At 68.4% G+C, this 22,888-nt stretch carries 24 protein-coding genes; 11 read left to right on the forward strand and 13 right to left on the reverse strand.

Annotated features, from left to right (window positions below; all coding sequences use genetic code 11):
- Positions 1-224 precede the first annotated feature (224 nt).
- Together ABZW14_RS24830 and ABZW14_RS24835 are read right to left on the reverse strand one after the other, a co-directional pair.
- Positions 225-374 (reverse strand): hypothetical protein, encoded by a 150-nt coding sequence (locus ABZW14_RS24830; RefSeq protein ID WP_355350790.1) that lies wholly within the window; start codon positions 372-374, stop codon positions 225-227.
- A 181-nt stretch (positions 375-555) separates the two neighbouring features.
- Positions 556-1,050, reverse strand: a complete 495-nt coding sequence (locus ABZW14_RS24835) for a GNAT family N-acetyltransferase (protein ID WP_355350792.1) — start codon at positions 1,048-1,050, stop codon at positions 556-558.
- A 165-nt stretch (positions 1,051-1,215) separates the two neighbouring features.
- Here ABZW14_RS24835 and ABZW14_RS24840 point away from each other — a divergent pair, with 165 nt between their 5' ends.
- Entirely contained in the window at positions 1,216-1,440 is a 225-nt protein-coding gene (locus ABZW14_RS24840; RefSeq protein ID WP_355350794.1) for a hypothetical protein, read from the forward strand.
- 238 nt (positions 1,441-1,678) lie between these two features.
- Positions 1,679-2,146 carry an HPP family protein gene (locus tag ABZW14_RS24845; RefSeq protein ID WP_355350796.1) on the forward strand — a complete coding sequence of 156 codons (468 nt, stop codon included), beginning with the start codon at positions 1,679-1,681 and terminating at the stop codon, positions 2,144-2,146.
- A gap of 136 nt (positions 2,147-2,282) precedes the next feature.
- Here the strand turns inward: ABZW14_RS24845 and ABZW14_RS24850 are convergent, their stop codons facing one another.
- Positions 2,283-2,741 carry a peroxiredoxin family protein gene (locus ABZW14_RS24850; RefSeq protein ID WP_355350798.1) on the reverse strand — a complete coding sequence of 153 codons (459 nt, stop codon included), beginning with the start codon at positions 2,739-2,741 and terminating at the stop codon, positions 2,283-2,285.
- Positions 2,742-2,783: 42 nt separating this feature from the next.
- Positions 2,784-3,308, reverse strand: coding sequence for a sigma-70 family RNA polymerase sigma factor (locus tag ABZW14_RS24855; RefSeq protein WP_355350800.1), 525 nt, complete (start codon positions 3,306-3,308; stop codon positions 2,784-2,786).
- Between the two features lie 606 nt (positions 3,309-3,914).
- On the opposite strand from ABZW14_RS24855, the gene ABZW14_RS24860 reads away from it, so the two are divergent.
- Positions 3,915-4,574 (forward strand): DUF1345 domain-containing protein, encoded by a 660-nt coding sequence (locus tag ABZW14_RS24860; protein WP_355350802.1) that lies wholly within the window; start codon positions 3,915-3,917, stop codon positions 4,572-4,574.
- Between the two features lie 824 nt (positions 4,575-5,398).
- Here the strand turns inward: ABZW14_RS24860 and ABZW14_RS24865 are convergent.
- Positions 5,399-5,980: a type 1 glutamine amidotransferase domain-containing protein gene (locus ABZW14_RS24865; RefSeq protein WP_355350804.1), complete on the reverse strand. Its 582-nt coding sequence runs from the start codon at positions 5,978-5,980 to the stop codon at positions 5,399-5,401.
- 243 nt (positions 5,981-6,223) lie between these two features.
- Here ABZW14_RS24865 and ABZW14_RS24870 point away from each other — a divergent pair, with 243 nt between their 5' ends.
- Positions 6,224-7,066, forward strand: coding sequence for an aldo/keto reductase (locus ABZW14_RS24870; RefSeq protein ID WP_355350805.1), 843 nt, complete (start codon positions 6,224-6,226; stop codon positions 7,064-7,066).
- 218 nt (positions 7,067-7,284) lie between these two features.
- Here ABZW14_RS24870 and ABZW14_RS24875 read toward each other — a convergent pair whose 3' ends face one another.
- Both ABZW14_RS24875 and ABZW14_RS24880 read right to left on the reverse strand, forming a co-directional pair.
- Positions 7,285-7,692, reverse strand: coding sequence for a DUF2267 domain-containing protein (locus ABZW14_RS24875; protein WP_355350807.1), 408 nt, complete (start codon positions 7,690-7,692; stop codon positions 7,285-7,287).
- Positions 7,693-7,765: 73 nt separating this feature from the next.
- Complete coding sequence (locus ABZW14_RS24880) at positions 7,766-8,449, reverse strand: TMEM175 family protein (protein WP_355350809.1); 684 nt, start codon at positions 8,447-8,449, stop codon at positions 7,766-7,768.
- A gap of 804 nt (positions 8,450-9,253) precedes the next feature.
- Here ABZW14_RS24880 and ABZW14_RS24885 point away from each other — a divergent pair.
- The 3 genes from ABZW14_RS24885 to ABZW14_RS24895 all read left to right on the forward strand — a co-directional run bounded on the left by ABZW14_RS24885 (position 9,254) and on the right by ABZW14_RS24895 (position 12,256).
- Entirely contained in the window at positions 9,254-10,138 is an 885-nt protein-coding gene (locus ABZW14_RS24885; protein WP_355350811.1) for a hypothetical protein, read from the forward strand.
- Between the two features lie 463 nt (positions 10,139-10,601).
- Positions 10,602-11,087, forward strand: coding sequence for a hypothetical protein (locus ABZW14_RS24890; RefSeq protein ID WP_355350813.1), 486 nt, complete (start codon positions 10,602-10,604; stop codon positions 11,085-11,087).
- Entirely contained in the window at positions 11,084-12,256 is a 1,173-nt protein-coding gene (locus ABZW14_RS24895) for a zinc-dependent alcohol dehydrogenase (protein WP_355350815.1), read from the forward strand. The genes ABZW14_RS24890 and ABZW14_RS24895 overlap by 4 nt, the downstream gene beginning before the upstream one ends.
- Before the next feature lie 309 nt (positions 12,257-12,565).
- Here the strand turns inward: ABZW14_RS24895 and ABZW14_RS24900 are convergent, their stop codons facing one another.
- The 3 genes from ABZW14_RS24900 to ABZW14_RS24910 all read right to left on the reverse strand — a co-directional run bounded on the left by ABZW14_RS24900 (position 12,566) and on the right by ABZW14_RS24910 (position 15,325).
- Positions 12,566-13,786 carry a low temperature requirement protein A gene (locus tag ABZW14_RS24900; RefSeq protein WP_355350817.1) on the reverse strand — a complete coding sequence of 407 codons (1,221 nt, stop codon included), beginning with the start codon at positions 13,784-13,786 and terminating at the stop codon, positions 12,566-12,568.
- A 706-nt stretch (positions 13,787-14,492) separates the two neighbouring features.
- Positions 14,493-14,651: a hypothetical protein gene (locus tag ABZW14_RS24905; RefSeq protein WP_355350819.1), complete on the reverse strand. Its 159-nt coding sequence runs from the start codon at positions 14,649-14,651 to the stop codon at positions 14,493-14,495.
- 227 nt (positions 14,652-14,878) lie between these two features.
- The gene (locus ABZW14_RS24910) at positions 14,879-15,325 is read right to left on the reverse strand and encodes a hypothetical protein (protein ID WP_355350821.1); all 447 of its coding nucleotides are present in this window, start codon (positions 15,323-15,325) and stop codon (positions 14,879-14,881) included.
- Positions 15,326-15,843: 518 nt separating this feature from the next.
- On the opposite strand from ABZW14_RS24910, the gene ABZW14_RS24915 reads away from it, so the two are divergent.
- Positions 15,844-16,719 carry an alpha/beta hydrolase gene (locus ABZW14_RS24915; RefSeq protein ID WP_355350823.1) on the forward strand — a complete coding sequence of 292 codons (876 nt, stop codon included), beginning with the start codon at positions 15,844-15,846 and terminating at the stop codon, positions 16,717-16,719.
- A gap of 271 nt (positions 16,720-16,990) precedes the next feature.
- On the opposite strand, the gene ABZW14_RS24920 is transcribed toward ABZW14_RS24915, so the two are convergent.
- The 3 genes from ABZW14_RS24920 to ABZW14_RS24930 form a co-directional block, all read right to left on the reverse strand.
- Positions 16,991-17,581 carry an ankyrin repeat domain-containing protein gene (locus ABZW14_RS24920; RefSeq protein WP_355350825.1) on the reverse strand — a complete coding sequence of 197 codons (591 nt, stop codon included), beginning with the start codon at positions 17,579-17,581 and terminating at the stop codon, positions 16,991-16,993.
- 77 nt (positions 17,582-17,658) lie between these two features.
- Positions 17,659-18,291 carry a response regulator transcription factor gene (locus ABZW14_RS24925; RefSeq protein ID WP_355350827.1) on the reverse strand — a complete coding sequence of 211 codons (633 nt, stop codon included), beginning with the start codon at positions 18,289-18,291 and terminating at the stop codon, positions 17,659-17,661.
- Positions 18,288-19,526: a sensor histidine kinase gene (locus tag ABZW14_RS24930; RefSeq protein ID WP_355350829.1), complete on the reverse strand. Its 1,239-nt coding sequence runs from the start codon at positions 19,524-19,526 to the stop codon at positions 18,288-18,290. Before ABZW14_RS24930 ends, ABZW14_RS24925 begins: the two co-directional genes overlap by 4 nt.
- A gap of 72 nt (positions 19,527-19,598) precedes the next feature.
- Here ABZW14_RS24930 and ABZW14_RS24935 point away from each other — a divergent pair, with 72 nt between their 5' ends.
- From ABZW14_RS24935 to ABZW14_RS24945, 3 genes are all read left to right on the forward strand, one after another.
- Complete coding sequence (locus ABZW14_RS24935; RefSeq protein WP_355350831.1) at positions 19,599-20,144, forward strand: heme-binding protein; 546 nt, start codon at positions 19,599-19,601, stop codon at positions 20,142-20,144.
- Between the two features lie 201 nt (positions 20,145-20,345).
- Positions 20,346-21,215: a hypothetical protein gene (locus ABZW14_RS24940; RefSeq protein ID WP_355350833.1), complete on the forward strand. Its 870-nt coding sequence runs from the start codon at positions 20,346-20,348 to the stop codon at positions 21,213-21,215.
- A gap of 63 nt (positions 21,216-21,278) precedes the next feature.
- Positions 21,279-22,499, forward strand: a complete 1,221-nt coding sequence (locus ABZW14_RS24945) for a M23 family metallopeptidase (protein ID WP_355350835.1) — start codon at positions 21,279-21,281, stop codon at positions 22,497-22,499.
- The last annotated feature ends 389 nt before the right edge of the window (positions 22,500-22,888 follow it).

Here is a 22,888-nt window from a genome sequence, read left to right on the forward strand (position 1 = left end):
CACGCTCGCTCCTGCGTCGAGCCGAGACGTCCGTGCCGGGCGGCGTCAGCGTTCTCGCTCAGCAAACGGTGCAGCGCTGACGCCGCCTCGACATCCCCTGCGCTGATCTCATGCAGGACATACCGCCGGGGACGATGGTCGAGTGGATAGACCCCAGCGAACCAGAACTCCCGCCCATCCCACCGGGCCAGCCCGTCGATCGCTCCGTCGTAGAAGTCGTCGCATCACAGAATCTCGACGCCGGACAGCTCGACCAAACCGGCCAACACCGACTCCTCGTGCATCAGAAGGTCTTCGTCAGGTTCCTCAGGCACACGCAAACGTAGCCCTTCTGCCTCCCGGCGCTGACCAGTCTTACCATCGACAGCGGGCACCAGACCTATTCGATCAAGGCCTGGCTCAAGCGTCTTGCGAAGCCGCTTCGTCAACCATCATGCGAGACCAGGCATTCTGGTGAGGGTGCGTCGTACTCCGGTTGGAGCGTCACACGATGCCCGACCCGCTGGCTACCTTCTGTGAAGCCCTGGTCGAAGGCCCTCAATCGATGGCCGGCCGCTAAGCCACGAGACTCTTGGCCATGATGTGCTCCCGCCGCACGCCGTCGGGCATGAGGTCGCCGAGTTCACCCGTGTCACGAAAGCCGTTCCGCTCGTACAGCGCCCAGGCGTTCTGGTTGCCCTCCACCACGGCCAGGCGCAGCGTCTCCGCGCCCACGAGCCGAGCCCACTGCTCGACCGCCTGCAAAAGGTGGTCGCCCACGCCCCGGCCACGTCCCAGTGGCGCCACGTACATGGAAATCAGCTCGACGACGCCGTCGTGATCGGTCGGCACCCCGCTGGCCATCCCGACCGGCTGCCCGTCGAGCATTGCCATGATGTTGTACGCGCCAGGGATTGCCAGCCGACCGCGCCAGCGTTCCTCACGGTCGCCCTCGCCCTGCCAGTCCGCCAGCTGAGAACCGAACGCGTACGCCGCCTCCGCCAGCGCAGCAAGCCGCAGCTCCCGCCACATCTTCCAATCGCCCTCGCTGAGCACACGCGTCTCAATCATGCGGGGAAGGGTGCCGCAGGTGTCGCGAGCAGGCAACCCGGTATCCGGTGACGGGGTGTGACGACCAGGCGCTATTGACCGACGACCTGTCACCCATCAACTGGAACAGATGCGTAACGTGTCAACTGGAGCCAGACAATGCTGGGAAGGGTGTGTCCGGTTCGAGTGATACTGGGATCCTGCTCGGATGAGCCAGGAGCAAGTGCAGGTCCTGTCCCGTGTTCCTCCTGCACCATCCCCGGCGGGTGGCTCGACCAGGCCGGCCTGGACCGGCCCGGCAACAAGGAGATCCAGCTGCAACTCTTCTGGGACTACCAGTTCAACCTGGACGTCTACCCGGACTTCCAGCGGTACCTTCGTCAGCACCAGCCGCCCACGCTCGTCACCTAGGGTCGGCACGACGAGATCTTCGGCCCCGGCGGCACCGAGGCGTACGCCCGGGACCTGCCCGACACCGAGAGCCATTTGCTGGACACCGGCCACTTCGCGCTGGAAACCCACGGCGACGAGATCGCCGGACTGATGCGCGCCTTCCTGCGGCGGACGCGGTAGAGCCGTGCCTGCCGTCACCCTGCGGTCACGAACCAGCCGGCGGGAGGCCAGGGTCGTCGCGCTGAGCGCGGGCAGCATGCTGCTCGACGCGGCGGCCCTGCTCGCCGTCACCGAACATCCGACCGGTCTGGACGTCTTCGCGTTGCCCTTCCTCGCGACGGCGGCGGTCCTGGCCATGGCGCCCCGCGCGCCGCTGGCCCCACCCGCCGCATTGCTGATCAGCTATGCATCCTGCGCCCCGATCGCGGTGGCGATCACGGCCGCCGCGGGCCCTTCGGTGTGGACCGCGACCGCGGCAACGGTGTCCTCGGTGGTCGCCATGCTGCTGCTGGAAGCGCCGCACGCACCGGCGGCCGTCTGCGCCGCGTTCATCGGGCTGACCGGCACCAGCCCCGGCTATCCCCTCCACACGGTGCTGCCCGCCGTGTCGATCGTGCTCGGGGCGGCGCTGGTCAGCGCGCGGCTCCTCCCCACGACGACTACCGGCCGTCCTGGCACTGAACGGGCCGGTCGGCGGCCAACTCCGGCTCGCGCCGGCAGGTGACATGGATGAAGCCGAATCGGTAGGCCCGGGGCCGGCGGGGCGTGAGTTCGTCCAGGCGGCCCTCGGCAGGGGATCGACGTAGGCCGCCTCATACCAGATCCCGTCACGTCCTCCAGGCTGAAACCGAGAGGTGTAGTCAACGCAGTGCGGTCAGGGTGCGCAGCACGGCCGCGTGTTCGTAGCTGGCCGTCGGTATCGTCGCCGCTTTGATGTGCCGGACGAGGCCGGCCGGGTCGACGAGGACCGTGCCGGACTGCTGCACGGCCCCGAACACCGTGCGCATTAGGCCGAACGCCTCGTGCGGGCTGCCGTGCGCACCGGTCACGACCGGGAACGGCAGCCCCTGCCTGGCCGCCCACGCGCGAGCGGTCGTCGGCCCCTCCGGTACGACCACCACGATCCGCGCCCCGAGGGCGGCGTACTCGTCGACGTGCCGCGCCAGATCGCGCACGTGCCGAACACAGACCGGGCAGGTGGTGGCCCGCATGAAGTACAGCAGCACATGCATCCGGTCCAGGTAGTCGTGCAGCCGGACGGAGGCGCCGGTCGCGTCAACCAGGTCCAGATCGGGCACGGTGGTGTTGATTTCGAGCATGGTGAACTCCCGGAAGAGGCAGAAGGAGCACAGGAAAGGCAGTCAGTGCTGCAGCGCGGCCTTGACGTTCGTGCGCGCCCGGTGCAGTTGGGACTTCATCGCGGCGAGGCTCAGCCCGAGGCTGTCTGCGACGGCGCGGCCCGGGTATCCCTGCACATCACGCAGGATGAGGACGCGGCGCTGCACGTCAGGCAGCGCCGCGATCGCCCGGGCCACCCGCTCGGCCTCCAGACGCCGGATAACCTCGTCCTCGGGCGATTCCACCGCGCCGACACCGCCGAGGTCGTCCCACCCCTGGGGGCGCAGGCGGCGCAGGCACTCGTTGCGCACGATGCGAAACATCCACGACGACAACGCGGTGATCGATCGCAGCGTGCCGACCTTGCGGAACAGGATGAGCAGGGCCTCCTGCGCGGCGTCCTCGGCGTCCTGCGGCGACGCACACAGGGTGTGAGCGAAGCGCAGAACGTGCGGATGGGTGTTGGCGACCAACGCGGTCAGCGACTCGACGTGGCCGTCCCGGGCGGCGGCGACCAGTTGTGCGCTGGCCCACTCGGCACCGCTCATGCCCCGCCCTCCCGTCCGGCTCGATGCGTTCGACACCCCCATAAGAGTGGGCCCACGGCGAAAAGGATTCGCGGACCGGGTACAAGCTGACCCTGGAGCTGGCGGCTATCGACGGTTTACCCGTGTGCCGGCGGCTTCACCGGTGTACAGCCTGGGGCCGGGCTCGGTGCCCGGCCCGCTCCGCGGCCACCTTATGTGAGGACGCAGGACGTAGCGCCTGCAGTCGGCGGGGATGGCGATACCCCGCAGTCAACGCACATCCGCCCTGTCAGCTGAGGAATTGTCGATCTCCGCCAGGCCATGAGCAGTGTCGACCTGATTTCGGCAGTCTCGCCTGGCCCCGGCGGCAGGCGAGGCCTTCGTGTGCGCCTCGCTCACCGCGGCGATGCACTTGCCGCTTCGTTCCGATCACGCCAGCCCCTGCTTGCGGCACGGTGCTGGCCAGCTGATACGAGACGCCAGAGGTTCTTGCTGACTGAAGTGGTCGTTCAGCGGCCCAGCCCGGTCCAAACCGATCGCCGGCCTCCCGCCATCCTGAATGCACCCCGATCCGGTGATCGCGAAGGTTTCGCCGGCGCTACCAGGTCGAGTCGGGACGCTGAAGAGATGGAGCACCGATCGCGACAGCCGGCGCTGGGACGTCTGCTGTCCGTCAGGCGCGTCCTGTGGGCGCTAGCCGCCGGTGCCATCGCCGGGACGGCCACCGCGCTGGCCGGGGCGCCGGAGCTGACGCCGTTGCTAACTTGGACGATCGCGGCGGGCACGATCCTCGTCTGGGTATGGCGGTACTGCTGGTCGGCGAGCTCCAAGCGCACCGAGGAACTCGCCGAAGCGGAGCGGCACTCACGTTCCACCGATACGGCGGTCATCATCGCGTCCGGTATCAGTGTCGCCGCAGTGGCCGAGGCGCTCATCCGCGCCTCGGACGAGCAGGACATTACGGCTGTCGCTCTGGTGATCCTCAGCGTGGTCGCGGTGGTCCTGGCATGGGCGCTGGTGAACACCGTCTTCGCATTCAAGTACGCCCGGCTGTACTACCTCGACGAAGACGGCGGCTTCGACTTCAAGCGGGAAGACGGTCCCGCGTACGCCGACTTCGCATACGTCGCCTTCACGGTTGGCATGTCCTTCGCCCCGGGAGAGAACGAACCGACCAGCAACCGCATGCGCAGGGTCGCGCTCGGGCACGCGCTGCTCTCGTACGCCTTCGGAACCGGCATCCTGGCCGTCGCCGTCAATCTGGTCACCAACCTGGGCCAGTCATGACCTTTCCGCTGTGCCTGAGCCCGCCGTGAGGGGCGGGAAGTCTGGATCATTGGCTTGATGCTGTCCGGCTCGGCACCATCCTCGGGGCCGCCAACCTGATCACGACCTAGGCCCAGCAGGAAGGACCGCGTTCCAGACGCGGCCTTCCCGTACTGCATGCCTGCACCGAGAAGTCCGCGTTACCTCCTCTCGCGGCGACGGGAAGCGGCAGCACGACGCATCTGCAACCCACTCCATTGCCACCAACCACCGTCTGGCCGACGGCTCGCAGCACCACGACGACCCGCCGGCCGATGAGGTGTCCCGCCGCCGGAGTACGCGGGGATTGCGACGACGTGCGGCCTGGCCATTGACCGCGACCGTAACGCCGCACTCAAGCTGGCCGCCCTGGCGGCCGAGTACGACACCGCCGGGAGTGGCCCGGTGGCAGCACGTGGAGCCGACCAGAAGACCCGCATAGGCGGGCAGGTGGCAGTGAAGCGTGAACCCGGAACCGCCACAGCGGGTCGGACCGGGACCGTCCCACCGCAAGGGCGGAACTACCGATCGTGTGCTCTCTAGAGTGCACTGAGAGGTAACGGCTGACCGACCAGCATCTTGATCAACTCTGGTAGGCGGCAACGGCCGGCGACCTTCCTTGATTCCCATGTTGATCGGCCTCGACGCCGCACGGCAGGGCCCAAGCGCAGCCGTACTCCTGGATCAGCAGGTGGCAGTAGCCGGCGGGAAGCATCCGAATTGGCGCCAGGTCCGGTTGGCGGGGATACCGCCGGGTGGGGGGCTCCAAGGCGGCTGATCCTCCCGGCCTGGAGCCCCCACCTGAGTCAGGCTGTCGCCATCTGGCGGACGTGTCTGCCCTCGGCAAACTCCTCGACCATCTTGGCGCAGAAGGCCGGAAGGTCGCTGGGGCTGCGGCTGGTGACCAGGCCGTTGTCGACCTGCACCTGTTGGTCCACCCAGTTCCCGCCCGCGTTGCGGATGTCCGTGCGCAGACTGGGGAACGAAGTGACGGTCCGGCCGTTGACCATCCCGGTTTCAACCAAGGACCAGGGGCCGTGGCAGATCGCTGCCACCGGCTTCTGTTGCTGGAAGAACGCCCGGACGAAGTCCATCGCCTGCGGGTTCATCCGGAGCCGGTCGGGGTTGACCGTCCCGCCGGGCAGCAGCAGGGCGTCGTAGTCGGCCGCATTGGCCTCGTTCACGGTCCGGTCCACCCGATAGCGGTTGGCAGGGTTGATGTCCTGGTTCATTGCCTGGATCTCGCCGGAATTCAAGGAGATCAGGTGCACCTCGGCCCCCGCCTGCTCCGCGGCGGCCCGGGATTGCGTGTACTCCACGTCCTCCACCCCGTCGGCGGCGAGACAAGCGACTCGCTTGCCGGTCAGTGGCTGCTGGCTCTGCGCCATTTTGCGGCCTCCCCTTCGCGGCGCCACCCCGTCGGCGGCGCATCGTTCGCTCGCGGTCGCCTTCCCGGTGCGACCACCGGAAAACAGGCCAGCGAAGGCCGCTCGGGGACGGACAATCCACCCGTATGCCCGCTGCTCAGACAGGGCATGCGCGGAGAAAGGTCGCGCTACGAGAGCGTGCCGCCTGTAGCAGCGGGTAACGCATCCAACCCATTGGTACTGAGGCTCCCGGAAAGGGCCGCCATGACTCTCGCTGCTGCCGCGATCGAGCTACCATCCGGCCAGACCATGCCCGTGCTCGGCCAGGGAACGTGGTACCTGGGCGAGCGCCCCGGAAGGCGGCGGGACGAGATAGCCGCCCTACGCGCCGGGCTGGACCTGGGCATGACCATGATCGACACCGCGGAGATGTACGGTGACGGCGCCTCCGAGGAACTCGTCGGTGAGGCGATTACCGGACGGCGCGCCGACGTCTTTCTGGTCGACAAGGTGCTGCCCTCCAACGCCAGCCGACGGGGAACAGTGCAGGCCTGCCGCCGCAGCCTGCAACGACTCGGCGTCGACCACATCGACCTCTACCTCCTGCACTGGCGCGGCTCGCATCCACTCGCGGAGACGATCGAGGCGTTCACCGAACTCGTCGACGCCGGTGACATCGGGCAGTGGGGCGTGAGCAACTTCGATCTTTCCGACATGACGGAGCTACTCGAGGCGGGCGGGAACTCCTGCGCGGCCAACCAGATCCTGTACAACCTCACCCGCCGCGGTCCCGAGTACGACCTGCTGCCGTGGCTAGGCGAGCACCGAATCCCGGTGATGGCGTACTCGCCGATCGAGCAGGGCCGGCTGCTCGGCCACCCCCAGGTCGCGGAGGTCGCCGCCCGGCACGAAGCCACGCCCGCCCAGGTTGCGCTGGCCTGGCTACTGCGGCAGGAGAGGATTGCGGCCATCCCCCGATCGTCCAATCCCGAGCACACCCGGGAGAACGCGGAAGCGCACGACCTGTATCTGAGTGAGGAGGACGTGGCGGCACTCGACACGGCGTTCCCGCCGCCGACCGGCCCGCAACCGCTGGAGATGTTGTAGCGCCACCGTTTCCGCGGAGGGCGCGTGGTAAAGAAGCGGTGCCCTCCGCCCGGCGGTGGTGGGCGGAGGGCGGTGACGTGGCGTCGGTCGGTCAGCCTGCGGGCCGACCGATGCCACCAGCTTGTACGCGGCGGAGTAAGGGCCCGCACCTCGATAGAGTGAGTGGCGGCCCTTCTGCCGTTACCGCCGGAGCTTTCTGGCAGGTCCGCGCGCCCGAGCTAGGTGCCGACCCGGCGGGGCTGGAGCTGTCCCGTCCCCGGCCCGGTCAACTGCCAGAACTCCTGCGGCAACTGGTCGACAAGGTCCCCGTACTCCTTCGCGCTGGCCGACTCACGAAGGGTATTCAGCACGGCCTGTGCTCCGTCGGTGGCCACCTGGCGATCCACCCCGGCCCGTGACTGCACCCGTTCGAGGAATTCGGCAAGCCCGAACCGTTCCGGATCTTCGGTGGGCCTACACACCAGGCCCCGTAGCTCCTCAGGAAGCTGGGAGGCCAGGTCCCTCGCCTGGCCACCAGTGATCCGTTCTGCCAACGTCTCGAGCGCGGCGCGGGTGATGGGTTCCGCCTGCCCCGGCGGAACCTTCGGTCTCGCTGCCACGGATTGGATGAACTCGGTGTAGTCCACCTCGGATCCCCTCTCGAACCGGAATGCGGCGGGTACCCGCGCCCGCCGGGGTGAAACGGCGGTCTGGCCTCCCTCAGCCACGGGGTGGCCGAGGGCGATTAGTGATCTTGCGAGTCGCCCGGAACTGGTACAGGCCAGCGCTGGTGACGGCGTAGAAGGCGGGCAGGAGGAGGAAGATGACGAGGCCGACCAGGGGCGTCACCAGGTAGCCGAGCACCCCCGCCAGGACGTACAGAACGACGCCGGCGAGGGCCCGCAACCGCTCGACGTGGAAGAAGTGGTCCCTGGCCTGCTCCTTCAGCAGGTCGGGGTGCCGGGCCAGGTAGTGGTAGAACGCCAGCCAAGCCGCGCACAGCGACGCGCCGATCAGCGCGTAGAAGGCGATGCCCACCCGCTGGTCCGCGTTGTCGTGCTCCTGCAGGGCGTGTGACACGACGATGGTCGGAAAGGGCAGCAGCGCCGTGGTGAACAGCACCAACAGGTTCATCCAGTGCAGGCCGCGGTCGCTCTGCTGGATGCGGTTGAATGCCGCCTTGTGGTTGAGCCAGACGACGGCCACGTACGAGTAGGACGCGAGGTACGCGACGTATGCCGGCCACTGGCTGAGCAGTCCGGACAGGAGGTGGCCGGGCGGGACGTCCGGCACCCGGAGGTCCAGGACCAGCAGCGTGATGATGATGGCGAAGATGGCGTCGCTGAACGCCACGGCACGGCTGGTGTCCGACCTCGTGCCGAGGTCCGTTTCTGGCCCGCTCACCGAGCGTGCCTACCCAGGGTCGTCTGGGGCAAACAGCCAGCCATGGCCGCCCCAGATGTGAAGCAATAGTGCGGATCATGACTTAGGCGGCGTAGCGGAGGACCACAATCTGGGTGCCAGGGGTTCTTGGCGTCTCGGAGAAGCCGGCGCCACCATCAGCACGGGGCCCAGCCGGGGGGTCTGGCTCGTGCGCGAGTTCCAGGCGCGGCAGGTACGCGTCCTTGTTCACCCCGAGCTCGGGCAGCGGCCAGATCTGGGACGTCACTGCCGCGACCAGCATCGGCGGCCGCGAAGAAGGCGCCGACCAGTCCGGCGGCGTAGGTGCCAGCGGAGGCGCCGAACGCGTGCCCACCCCGTGGATCGCCTGATAGTCGGCCGGCCCCGGCGCACACGGCCTGTACAACCTGGTGGCGCAGCTCGGCCTTATCCGGCGGACGTGGTGCGCCGGTCATCCGGGACAGCTGTGCGCCCGACCTCAACAACATGACGGCCGCCAAGCAGGCGTCACCAGCGCGACGGGCATGATCGTCATGGCCAGCAACGACGACACCGGTCGCTACTGGCACGCCGACCTTGTCGTTGGGATCGTCGTGAGCGCGGGCACGGGTGGGAGTGGCTGCTCGCCTGGCTTGCGCCTTGCTCTCAGGCGCAGCTGATCCGCTGTCTCCTCGGCCGCACCCCCGAACGGTTTGATGCATAGGCACACGGGTAGACCGCCCGCGGTCCGAGGGGGTGGGCCGAGGATCGGAGCCACATACGGGCTCCGTCCGGTCCGCATGTTAGGCGAGGCCCGAGGAGTGCGGGATGGCCGAACCGGAGAGCCGGGACACGGGCGCACGGGGGTCGCCCGCGCAACCCCGCGAGCAGGTCGATCGGCAGCGCGACGCCGGGGAGGGAGCGCAAGTCGCCGGTCGGGGTGAGAGCCGCGGTCCTGCCGACGCCTCGACGGATGCGGGCCGGAGCAAACGCCCGGCCGTCTCGCAGCGTGGTGAGCAGGGCCTACCCGAGCCGGCTGGCGGGCACAGCAGCAAGACGATGTCAGATCCGGACGTCGTCCTCCAGCTCCCGCAAGTCAAGGTCGAACAGATCTACGTCGAGGTCGACAACCTGGACGCCTCCGTCTCACTGCGAGCCCGGCTGGGTAGCCTGCTCCAGCTGGACGTGGGCGTCCAGGCGCACCTCGGTACGGTGAAGATCGACATCAGGGGCGTTGAGGCCGAGGCGATGCTCGAGGTTCGGCTCGAGGAACTCCGCGGCATTCTCGACAGCGCCCTCGGCACCATCGAGCGCAACCCTCAGATCATCGAGTCGTTGGTGAAGACCGTGGATAGCGCTGTGAACCAGGTCGGGCAGACGGCTCAGCAGATGCTGGGGCCGCAGGGGCCGCTAGCGCGGACGCTCGACCACGTCGGGCAGACGGCGCAGGAGGCGCTGGGGCCTGATGGGCCGCTGTCGCAGACGCTGCAGCAGACTACCCAGCAGGTCGGTCAACAGCTCGGGCAGACCACCCAGCAACTGGATCAGAATCGCGCAGCGGCGGCTGGTGGTGGTGGTCTGGGCGGCGTGCTGGGCGGATCTCCAGCCGCAGCGGCGTGGCAGCGGATGATGAAGGTGGTCAACAGCAGCCAGCCGCTGAGGCAGGTTACGGCGTGGCTGGTAGGACCGCAGGGCCAGCAGCGGCAGAGCTGATCGACGCCCCGCCGCCGCCCTGTGTGCCAAATATGTCCCCTCTCGCTCGGCCGCTTCCGAGTTGCTCCGGGATGTGGGTACCGATGCGGCTGGCGGCATCGGTTGCTCTGGCGCAGGACGCCGCTGCCGCCACCTGGTGGCCGCGCGGCTGCAGATGGCGCTGTCCTCGGTTGGCACATCGTGATCGCGGCGTTCGGAGTCGGCATGCCCGCGGTCACGGTCTTCGCCGAGTGGCGCGGACTGCGTGGCCCGGGGACGTCGTCTACACCCGCCTGGCGTGTCGGTGGGCCACGGTCCCAGTCCTCCTTTGTCCCGACTTCACCGTCGCGGTGTCGCGCCCCCACTGCCCCTCGGGGTGCGGGATTTGCCAGCGTGACGGTGAACCGATATGACAGGTTTGTCGGGGACGGAGCCGTCGGTCCAGGCAGATGTGGCGACGGGTGGGGTCGACTCGGGGGCGTACATGAAGGCGTTGGTCAAGGCGGCGGTCATCGCGATCGGAGGGCTGGCCCTCCGCAGGTTCCTGCTTCCGTCGGGCCATCAGGGGCCCTGGCAGCAGGCTCCTTTGATGCGGCGCGAGCCGCGGTGGCACGTGGTGACCGTGAACCCAGCCCGCGACGAGCTGACCCCGGATTCGCCACTGCCGGAGCCACTGGCCGGTCTCGGTGACGCCGTGGACGTGCGGATCCGCCGCGCCGCGGGTGACCGAGGCATCGAGCTGGCGGTGCGGCTGCGTGACGGCGCTCAGTCGCCGGTGACCGAGGGAGCCAGACGACTCGCGGGTCGCGATCCCAACCAGGCGATTCGCGCCGCGCTGCGGGAGGCGAAGCAGTTACTGGAGACCGGCGAGGTCCTGCACCCGGACTTTCCGCCCACCACCCAGACGACGGTGGTCAACAAGCCACTGCAGATGGCGACGCGGCAGGGGCGCAGGGAGGGGCGGCTGTGAAGGCACTGTTGTGGCAAGGCGTCAACGAGCTGTCGGTGGCCGAGGTTCCGGACCCGACGATGCGCAACGAGCAGGACGCCATCATCCGGGTGCGCAAGACGGTGACGTGTGGCTCCGACCTGCACCTGTTGGGTGGGTACATTCCGTTCATGGAGCGGGGCGACGTCCTCGGGCACGAGTTCCTGGGCGAGGTGGTCGAGGTCGGCCCGCAGGTGCGTAAGCACAAGGTGGGCGACCGGGTGGTGGTCTGCTCGTTCGTCTCCTGCGGCCGCTGCTGGTACTGCCAGCAGCAGCAGTACTCCTTGTGCGACAACGGCAATACCAATCCCGCGATCACCGAGAACCTCTGGGGCTTCGCACCCGGCGGCTGCTACGGCTACTCCCACGCGCTCGGAGGCTTCGCGGGCAGCCACGCCGAGTACATCCGGGTTCCGTACGCCGACCAGGGGGCCTTTACCGTCCCAGATGGGGTGAGCGACGAGCGTGCTCTCTTCGCCTCCGATGCCGCCCCGACCGGCTGGATGGGCGCCGACCTCGGTGGGGTCAAGGCCGGCGACGTGGTCGCGGTGTGGGGCGCGGGCGGGGTGGGCCAGATGGCCGCACGCGCGGCCGTCCTGCTCGGCGCGGAGCGGGTGATCATCATCGACCGTTTCGCCAATCGGCTGCAGATGGCGGAGAAGTACCTGGGTGTGGAGGCGCTCAACTACCAGACTCAGGACGTCGGTGGTGAGCTGCTGGAACGCAGCGGTGGGCGCGGGCCTGACGTGTGCATCGAGGCGGTGGGGATGGAGTCCCATAGCACCGGCCCGCAATACCTGTACGACCAGTTGAAACAGCAGTTGCGCCTGGAGTCGGACCGTCCGATCGCCGCCCGCGAGGCCATCTACCACTGCCGTAAGGGCGGAAGCGTGTTCCTGCTCGGCGTCTACGCCAACCTTGTCGACAAGTTCCCGCTCGGGGCGGTCATGAATAAGGGTCTCACCCTGCGTGGAGCCCAACAGCACGGACACCGCTACATTCCGATGTTGCTCGAACGGATGGCACGCGGCGAGCTGGTCACCGAACACCTCGCGACACACACCATGCCGCTTGACGAGGCGCCACAGGGATACAACATGTTCAAAAACAAGCTCGACGGCTGCGTACGCGCCGTCTTCGAGCCCGCCTGATGGCCGGTGGGCGAGGTCGGCAGCGCCACGACCCTTGACGGCGAACAGCGCGTATGTGGCATATCTGTTGGCCGAGCGTGCGCGCCCGTCGGTTCGAGCCGACGGCCCGTCGTCTGCGCCGAGATTCCACCCGGCCGAGCACGACGACCGCCCGGGCGGCATGTCGAGCGACGGCGGTTAGGGCGGGTCCTGCCTCATGGCGTTCACTGTGTTCGTGGCCGGTTTGACCGCCGATTAGATCCGGCAGCGCACCCGCCGGTTGCAACACGACACCGTCGGGCTCAAGCGGACTGGATGCGGACCACTCCGCTAGGCGGACGGGGACGGGGCCTCCGGTGGATGGCCGGCGGCGCGTCGAGCGTCCGCGACGGCGACTCCGAGCAGTACGACGGCGGCGGCGATGGCGGCGAGCAGCGGCGGGGCGAAGAACAGCGGCAGGGCGAGCAGGATCAGGGCGGCGATGCCGACGAACCGGCGCACGGCGAGCCGGTTGAAGACGACCCGTTCCAGCCGACTGCGGCCGAACAGGAAGATCGCCGGCCCGCCGAGGATGACGACGAGCCAGGCCGGCACGGAGTGCCCGGAGGGATGCGCCAGCACGACCTCCGAGCCGGCCGCAGTGGCGGTGATGCCGAGCACCATGAGTAGATGGGACACGCCGACGATCCCGCCGGCAACTGCCCGGTTCGAGGCCATCTCGACGGCCTCGGCCAACACCTCTCCCGCGCGGTAGAAGTAGATCCGCCACATCAGCACGGACGTCAGGAACGTGACCACCAGGGCGGTCGTTGCGGCGAGCGTGGCGGGATCCTTGGCGTAGGTGACGCCGATGGACAGCACCGTCTCGCCGAGCGCGATCAGCAACAGTTGCTGGTAGCGCTCGGGAAGGTGTCGGCTGCTCGCCATCGCCCACGCGCTCGTCTGTGGTCGCTGCCTGCCGGGTATCGGCCACCTGACCTGCGCCGCGACCAGGTCCACAGTGATGGCTATCAACCACAGGGCAATCCGGTAGTTGCCGCGCGCCACCGCCCCGGCGAGCCAGATCACGCCGGAGACACCGGCCCAGATGGCCAGGCGGGTGTAGAGCGCCTGTATCGCCTCGTGCTGCCGTAACAGGGGCCGGAGGAGCAAGGGGCGTCCGACGTGCAGCACCACGTACACCACGGCGAAGGCGGCGCCGCGTGCCTGGAATTCCTTCGGCAGGGACGTCGCCATGATCAGTAGGCCGAACGCGCTGACCAGGACCACCAGCTGGATCCAGCGGTTGCGGTGGTCGAACCGGCTGGTGATGTACGCGGTGGTCGTCCACAGCCAGAGCAGCGGCAGGGCAAGGACGACCGTCTCCAGCAGCGCCTGCCAGCGCATGACCACGCTGTCGGAGACGAGGTCCGGCACAATTCGGCTGACGACCCCGGTCAGGGCGAAAACCAGCGTCAGGTCGAAGAACAGCTCCAGGAAGTTCGCCTGCCGGGAGTCCTCCTCCCCCCGCAGGATGCTCCCGGTCGGAGCCGGCTCCAATGATCGCCCCATCCCCCAAGGTTGTCGGAGGACTGTCGTCGGCGCACCGATTTCGCCCGGTGGATCAAGGGAGTAGCCAGGGTCTGGTTGCCCAGTTACGTCGTACCGTTCCTCGACATGATGGGAACCAACGCCCTCAGATACCCTTGCTAGCGGCCGTGGCAGAGGCGAACCGGGCCACAATCGCAACCGATGTAATCGCACTCCTGGGAGATGGCTGGCGCACTCGCGTCATGGGCGCCTGGTACGCAGTAGGGGTCGGCGGTGCAGACGTGACTGCGGCGGTCCTCCAAGCTCTAGCCACATCGCGGGGTTCGCTCGATGCGGAACCGCTCACGACAGCCGCCGTTGTTCTGGCCGGCCCCGATGCCACCGAAGCCCTACAGCAGTACTTCGTTGCGGATCGGGCCCATGGGCGGGGGCAAGTGGAGTGACCGCCGCTGCGGCCGACTACCTCCGTTGTCACCATCAGGTCGCTACGCCGCTTCCACGTCCAACCGCCGAAGACCGAGAACACCTTCAACGCTCTCATCGACATCGCGCGACGCCTGCAAGCGGCCTGACCGGCCCGTCGCGGACTTCTCGCTTGCAAGGCGGCTCCGGCAAGAGTCGTAGCATCTGCGGACGTTCGCTGGCTCAGCCCGGAGGTGAGATCCGTATGGGCATGTGCGGCAATGAATGCCACCGTGATGTCGACCGCTGATGTCAATCTCACCCGTCACGCACCCTTGAAGTCCGCCTCGCCCCCTTGGCGGGAACCGTTGTGGTGGTTTGTCGCGGGCAGACGCGGGAAGGCAAGCGCGTTTTCGTCCCTGCCCGAGCCCGGAACTACGAGGTTGACATGGAAGACGGCGATCGGTTGGAAGAGCTGCGTCACCAGGCCCATTCAATGGGCATCAAAGGCAGCGCCAGGATGAGTGAGGAAGAGCTGCGCGCGGCCGTAGCCAAAGTCAACAGGGGCGAGCAGCCGCAGATGCCAAGCGCGAAGCCAAGCGCTGATCAACGGCCCGAGTTGCACCCGCGATCCGGGTAACCACTTCACAAGATCCGGCCAACAGGTCAACTCATCCGTCGCCCACCAGGCTCACGGACGGCCTGCTCACTTCACCCAAACCCACTGTCTCGGACCCTGGCCTGCACGATTCCGTTGCGGTCACGCCGCTGCGGCAGCCTCACCCGGAGCGTTGTCGTTGATCCCGTGAGTTCGACGCTCCAGCCACCATCCGTCGGCTCAACTGCGGTGACCTCGAAGTCACCGTTCCCGTCCTGGCCCTCTCGGCGGGACCAGAGCCCGGCAGCCTCTCTCGCGAACCCCACCACCTCCGTCCCGTTCAGAGCAGGCCCATCCTCGATGCGGCGGAGAGCGCCGAGTGCCGCCTTGAGGGCGTCGTAGGTGGCGTTCCCGAGGATGCCGCCTCCGACTGCGCTGCAGAGCCAGAACACGAATTCCGGTATCGCAGTAGGAGGAAGATCTGCTTCGTCGTAGGGAACCTGTTCGAGTGACAGCTCCGGGCGGAGGTCATCAAAGGGCTGATCAGGGTCGCGGTCCACTCGGGAAGGGTAGTCACCGGGGTCAAGGTCGATGCTTCTCCCTTGTCCTTGGCACAGATGCCAGGGCACGCATGCGCTCGCGTTCGGGTCGGGTTCCGCTCCGGTCGCACGGGCGCATGCTGCAGGAGGCAAGATAGCGAGGACTAACGGCTGCCCGGACGCTTGGCCACGCGACCTGCGGCAGTCGTGTCCCTGCTAATGGAGCTGGGCGTCCCGCCGTCGTCCTGGGACTGATCTTCACGGGGCGGCTTTCGCTGGTGAATGGTGGTGGGGCAGGTTTCGAACCTGCGACCCCTCGTAAGGCGCGCCCGTCGATGGTCACTGAGCCCATCATCGTTCAGGACGTCCGCGAACTACCGTGGATGCGTCCGCTGTTGTTTGCCCCGCGGCATCGCTTGCGCAGCGTCGGGTTGCCCAGCCCGTCGGGCACGGCCCTGGTAGGCGCCGGCGCTTGTGAGGTGTACGAGCCCCGGGGTCGGGTAGCCCGCGAACCGCGTGTGTCATCAGAGGGGGTGGCAATGGGCGGCGAGCGGATCCCGGGTTCCTTCACGGAGCAGACGATGCAGGTCGGCGACGTCACGATCAACTATGTTCGGGGCGGTCGGGGCAGCACCCTGGTCCTTCTGCACGGCTATCCCCAGACGTGGTACATGTGGCGCAAGGTTCTGCCGGAGCTTGCCAAGCACTACACGGTCATCGCGCCTGACCTTCGGGGAGCCGGCGGCAGCGACGCCCCGGCAGGAGGTTACGACAAGAAGACTCTCGCCGGCGACGTGTACGGCCTGCTCACCCAACTCGGCCTTGATCGCGACGTCAGCATGATCGGACACGACATTGGGACCATGGTCGCGTACGCGTATGCCGCCGCTCACCGCGATGACGTGCGCAAGCTCGTGCTCACGGAAGCCCCGATCCCTGATCAGAGCCTTTACCGGTTCCCCTCACTGACTCCGAAGGGACCGGGTTTCTGGAACTTCGGATTCTTCAGCCTCCCCAACGGCCTGCCAGAACAGATCGTGGACGGCCGCGAGGCCCTATGGGTGGATCGGTTCACCGAGTCGATGGAAGTCCAGAAGACCGCCATCGGCGATGACGATGTTCGCGAGTACGCCCGGTACCTGCAAGACGATGCTCATCTGCGGGCCAGCTTCGACTACTTCCGCGCACTGCCTCAGGATGTCGCCGACAACGCCGAGTACGGCAAGACGAAGCTGACAATGCCGGTTCTCGCACTCGGCGCCCGAGCCAGCCTCGGGGAGGCGGTAGCGACCCAGGTCGCGCAGTACGCCACGACGGTAACCGGTGGCGTCATCGAGGACTCTGGCCACTGGATCTTCGAGGAACAGCCTGCCGAGCTCACTGCACAGCTCATGCAATTTCTCCAACAGCCCTGAGCCGAACATGGCCCGCCAAGACGCCCGTGGGGCATCCGCTTCTGGCTCCCCTCTGCGTCAAGTCGCGGCCGGGAGCCGGGTTCTAAGCTGGGTGGCGACGGATCCGGGAAGTGACTCCTCGGAAGCGCCGGCTTTGGGGATGCAAGTTGGTCACGCTGGAGTCAGTAGTCGTTCCCCGGTGTCCTCCCGGGCGGCCGAGTCGACGAGTCATCGAAGTATCTGGATGGGCGACCGGGCTCGGTGCGGAGCAAGTCTGCGTCCTGGACGGTGCTCAGCGGGACAGAATGGCGACGATCTGGTCGTATCCGCGGTTGCGTGCGTGTTGCAGCGCGTCAACGCCGTCCTTGTCGGGCTGGTGGACGTCCGCGCCGGCGGCCACGAGGATCTCCGCGATCTGGTGGTACGGCTTCGTTCCGTCGCCGAGGATGACGCATTCCAGCAGGGCGGTCCAGCCGAGATTGTTGACGTGGTTGACGTTGATGCCGGTATCGACGACGCGCCGGACGTACGCGACGTGGCCGCGTTCGCTCGCTGGGATGATCGAGATTCCGCCGAATCGGTTCACCACGTTGAGGTCCGGCCCCGCGGGCAGCAGGACCTCGAGCATCTCCACGCTGCCGGTCACGCCCGTCACCAGCCATGGGGTGTCGTGCCGGTCGTCGAGCGCGTTCGGGTCCGCACCGGCGGCGACGAGCACGCGGGCGGCCTCGACGTGGTCGTTCGCGGCGGCCAGCAGCAGCGCCGTGCGCTGCCGTGCATCGCGGGTCTCGCGGTCGGCGCCGGCCGCGAGTGCTGCGCGTACGCCTGCCGGGTCGCCGGTGTTCGCCGCGGCGAGCAGTGCCTCGTCGGCGGGTGTGGTCATGTGGTCCTCCCGGGGTGTCGTGTCCGGTTGCGTGCAGCCGGCCAGTGCGAGGGTGAGGATGAGCAGTGCACGACGCTTCACAGCCGGATCAGCTTCCGTTCGATGGCGGCGTGCACCGCTGCGGTGCGGGAGTCGACGCCGAGCTTGGCGTAGATGTGGACCAGGTGGGTCTTGACTGTGGCCTCGCTGATGAACAGCCGTCGGCTGATCTCCTTGTTGGCGTGGCCGCGGGCAAGCAGCGTGAGGATCTCCACCTCGCGGGTGCTGAGGGTGGTACGCGGGCCGCGCATCCGGTGCATCAGCCGGGCGGCGACCGGCGGGGAGAGGACGGTCTGTCCGGCGGCGGCGGCATGCACGGCGCGGAAGAGTTCGTCCGGCGGACAGTCCTTGAGCAGGTATCCGGTCGCGCCGGCTTCGATCGCGCGCATGATGTCCTCCTCGGTGTCGTAGGTGGTCAGCACCAGCACGCGGGGCGGGTCCGGCAGGGCCAGGAGGTGTTCGGTGGCCGCGACCCCGTCGGCTCCGTTGCCGAGTTGCAGGTCCATGAGGACCACGTCGGGGTGCAGCGCGGCGGCTTGCCGGACGGCGTCGTCAGCCGTGGCCGTGTCGGCGACGACGGTGATGTCCGGTCGGGCGCCGAGCAGCGCGCGCAGGCCGGCGCGGACCACTGGGTGGTCGTCGACCAGGATCAGCCGCAGTGGGTCTGTCACCGTGCCTCCCGCAGCGGCAGGCTCACGGCGAGTGCGGTGCCCTCACCGGGTGCGCTTTCGATGGTGACGGTGCCGTGTAGGTGCGTTATCCGTTCACGGATGCCGGTGAGCCCGAATCCGGTGGTGACCGTGGGGTCGAAGCCTGTCCCGTCGTCGTACACGTCGAGCATCACCTCCTTGTCGCCGTAGGTCAGCGTCACCGCGATCTGGTGTGCGTGTGCGTGGCGGCGAACGTTGGCCAGGGCGCCCTGCGCGACCCGTAGCAGCGCGATCTCGTTGTCGACGCCGAGCGGCACGACGGTGCCGGCCACGGTGAATCGAACTGCGGTGCCGATGTCGCGCTCGGTGGCCGTGCACAGCCGCCGCAGGGCGTCGGTCAGCGAGGCGTTGTCGAGCGCCGGGGAGGCCAGCCCTCGGACGAAGCGGCGCGCCTCGGCCAGGTTCTCCCGGGCGGTCGCTGCGGCCTGCCGGACGTGCCCGCGTGCCTGTGCGGGTTCGACGTCCCATTCCTGGTCGGCTGCTTGCAGCAGCAGGTTCATGCTCGACAGGCCTTGGGCCAGGGTGTCGTGGATCTCCCGGGACAGCCGGGCTCGTTCTGCCAGCGCTCCGGCTTCGTGCTGGCTGCGACTGAGCTCGTCACGGGTCGCCAGCAGGTCGTCGAGTGCGTGTTGCCGGGCTCGGTTCTGCCGATCCAGTTCGAGGAAGACGGTGGTGGTGATGGCGGCGATACCCGCCGGGCCGAGCAGCAGGCTGGGTTCGAACCGGTCGGCCAGCCGGATTTGTGCGATCACCACCGCTGCGGTCAGCAGGGCGACCACGGGCCAGACGGCACGGCGCGGGAGCTGCCGCAGCCCCAGGAAGAACAGCGGGATCGCGCACCAGGCGAAGCTCGGCGCGAGGAACACGAGCGCGAGGAACGGGACAGTCACTACCGCGAAGCGGGCAGCCGGTGCGAAACGCCCCAGCTCGTTCAACACGTACGCGGCCAGGAGCACGCCGGCCAGCGCCAGCACGCCGACGGTGGCGGCTCCCCCACCGTGGTACGCCACATACCGGGAAGCGGAAGCGGCCAGCAGGAGCAGAAACCCCCACCGCATCGCCGCACCCAACCGGTCCTCCCGCATCGCGCACCTCCCCACGCAGTCCGTCTGATCTTGGTAAATGCCCAGCGTACGGCAGGTCTCCGGTGGGTGAATCAACCATTTGATGTATAGCGGTTGGATCCGGTGGGCCATGCCCGCACCGCGGGTCACGACCAGGCTGGGGGACGTCACTCGCCTCGAACGTCGAACCAGAGGAGCAGCGCAATGATCAATGTCCGCCGCCGGGCCGCCCTCGGCCTGATCGCCGGCGCCGTGGGCGTGGCCACCGTCACCGGCGTCACCATCAACGCCAACGCCGCGGAGTCCGCGGTCGCTTCCCGCGCCGCCGCGGCCACCGACCGGAGCGTCGTCGCCAACCCGGTACTCGACATCGACGCGGCGCTGCACGCGGCCGAAGCGGCACTGAAGGCGGCCGAGAAGGGCGGTCATCGCGTTACCGTCGTGGTTCTCGACCGATCGGGCAACGTCCAGGTACAGCTCAAGGGTGACGGCGCGGGCCCGCAGACGGCCGAGTCCGCCAAGCGCAAGGCGTACACGGCCGCCTCCTTCGGCCAGCCGACCTCTGCGCTCGCCGGCCGAGTCACCGGTCAGGGCGCGACGCTGCGCGACATCCCTGGAACGTTGTTTCTCGCCGGCGGCGTACCGGTGACCGTCGACGGTCAGGTCGTCGGGGCCATTGGAGTCGGCGGGGCGCCCTCCGGCGACCTCGACGAGCAGTACGCCACCACCGGAGCAGCCACTTTGCGCTGACCGGGGTTCGGCAGGCGCAGGGCTCGGAATGTTGGACAGTCCGGCCCTGCGCCGCCTCTCCCCCGCTGCTTCTTCGATCCTCGCGGTCTGTCGTGTCCAGCACACGTGACCTACTGCCCGCAGGCCAGCACCGCTGGGCATCTATGTACCTCGAGCATAGGATTCACCGCCGACTGAGCAGACTGCTTAGCCGCCGGAGGCGTGTTTGCCTGGGCTGAGCAGCTCGAACCAGAGCGAAGCGTCGACTACACCAGCGGCACGCTGGACCGGCGCAACAATCTCGTGCTGACCTTCAAGGCCGGGACCCTGGGACAATTCCGCCGACCTTCCGTTGGCACGATCTCCGGGTGGGTTGAGCATGAAGGTGCACCTGGCCGGGGGGCGATCGTGCGCCGGTCGGTTTACATTGTGGGCATGTGGGAGTCTGTCGCCGCGTCGGTGGCGGGCATGATGGGCGCCGTGGCGGCGGCTGCTCCGGCGCCGCCACCGGCGCCTGCGGTGGAGGCCACGCCGGTGCTGACGTCGACACCGTTCGGCGCGCTGCCCGGGCAGGGGGTGACGCACACCGTCACGCTCCCCGGTAGGGGCACCCTCACGGCGGCGCGGGTTACGTTCACGACCACGGCTGATCTCGACGGGGTCATCGCCCGAGCCGAGCCGGGTCGGTGTGCAGCATCCCGTCGTGTCGTCGTCTGCGACCTGGGTGACCTGCTCCTGGGTGCCGCCGCAGCGGTGCCACGTATCACGATCACGGGGCGGATCCACCCGGGTGTGCCGCCGGGCACGCTGGTCCGCAACCGGGTCAGTGTCACGTCGGCGGAGTCCACTGCGACGGGTCCCCAAATCGCAAGCAACGCCTATCTGCTCCCCGGCTCGACGGCCACGGCCACCGCCACGGCCACAGATTCAGCGCTGGAGTTGCCAGCCGTGGCAAGTGAGGTCCGGCCGCCCGAAGGGTCGCTGCGGGTGACGGCCGTTGCGGCGGTGGTGGTCAGCGCGGTCGCGGCGGGCATCCTGCTTGCGCGTCGACGGCTGCGGCGGCGTCACGGCCTGCCCCCTGGCCGGCTGTGACGACTACGCGCCGGGATCCGATGTAGCAAGGGACGGGAACGAGGTCGACGGCGGGAGCACATGATGGGCGAACGGTGGTGGAGGCAGGCCACGCTGGCGACCGTCGCCGGGGCGACGCTGATGGTGACGTCCTTCTGCCTGGACGCTGGGGCGGCGACCGCCGGGGCGCAAAGCTCATCAGCACAGGGGCCCCTGCCAACCCTGCCGACCCTGCCGACCCTGCCGAGCCCGTCGCTGACCGTGTCGCTGCCACCGGTTAAACCGCCGAAGGTGACGCTGCCGCCCATCAAGCCGCCGACGGTGAAGCCGCCGCCCATCCCGTCGGCTACTGCGTCGACCCGACCGCCTGCAACACCCGCGACGATTCCGCCGGCCTCAGGCAAGCTACCGCGGGTAGGTGTCTCGACCCCGCCGAGCAACGACGGGCCGATCGTGAACCCCGGATCGGCCCTTGCGCTGATTGCTGGCGACCCCGGCGCCGACCTGTATCCGCAGCCGCCGGTGGACGCCGCCCTCACTCCACAGGCCCGCCAGGTCGCCGCGCTCGGCGACGTCCAGCGCCGGATCCAGTACCTGGAGAACATTCTCGCTCGGACCCGCGATGACCTCACGAGAGTGCAGCGCGGGCCGGACCCGGTGCTGCACTTGCTGATGTCCTTGACCGCCGGCGGGGATGTGGATGCGGCGCCCTTCGCCGTGGCGGACTCCGCGGATGTGGTGGACACCCCCACCGGTCACGCTGTCGCGCTGTCCGGCGCGATCACCTCCGGCCAGGCCGAACTCAGCCGCCGCCGGAGGGAGGAGGCGCGGCTTCAGCAGGAGATCAACCGTCGCGTCCGCGCTGTGCCCGCCGTGGCGGCACCGGCCCGCACCGTCGCCACGGCCGGTGAGGGTCGGCTTGGGCGTCCACTGTCGGGTCGGCTCACCAGCAAGTACGGCACCCGTTTTGACCCGTACTACCACGTGTGGCAGTTGCACGCGGGCGTGGATCTCGCCGCCCCGATTGGTACCCCGGTCCTCGCGGCCGCGGACGGCCGTGTGTCGCGCGCCGGCTGGTACGGCGGCTATGGCAACTACACCTGTATCGATCACGGCAGGGCTGACGGGCAGCGGCTGTCCACCTGCTACGGCCATCAGTCGAAGCTGATGGTGTCGCCTGGTCAGCGCATCCGTGCCGGTCAGGTCATCGGACTGGTCGGATCGACTGGTGCCTCCACGGGCCCTCACCTGCATTTCGAGGTACGTCTCGGTGGCCGTCCAGTCGACCCTCTACCTTGGATCTAGGCCGCAGCATCCTCTGCGCGGGGCGCGAGATGGTCGGCCGGGGCCAGGGCCAGCTAAGGAATGGCCGAGGGCCTGGCGGGGCGCCTTGCCGAGCCAGAGCTTCCCCTGCCGTCGGCGCCGGTCCCGTCTGTGCTGCTGCCGCTGCCCACAGGAGATCTGGTCGGCTGACCCGGTTCTGGTGTCCGCGATGGGCGCCCCCCGGAGGTCGGCTAACCGAGCAGCTCCGGTATGACCAACGCCGGCTCCGAGGGCACCCACCGCGTGTTCAAACCCGTCGTCCGCGAGGCCGACGGCCTCCGCAACTGCGTCAACCACCAGCTGTTGCCAGCCGGTGATCGTCGTCTCCGTGGCGCTGTTGTTGTCGGTGACGGTGCCGACTGAACTCGCTA

It is taken from the genome of Micromonospora sp. NPDC004551, from assembly GCF_040609975.1.
Taxonomy (GTDB): Bacteria; Actinomycetota; Actinomycetes; order Mycobacteriales; family Micromonosporaceae; genus Micromonospora.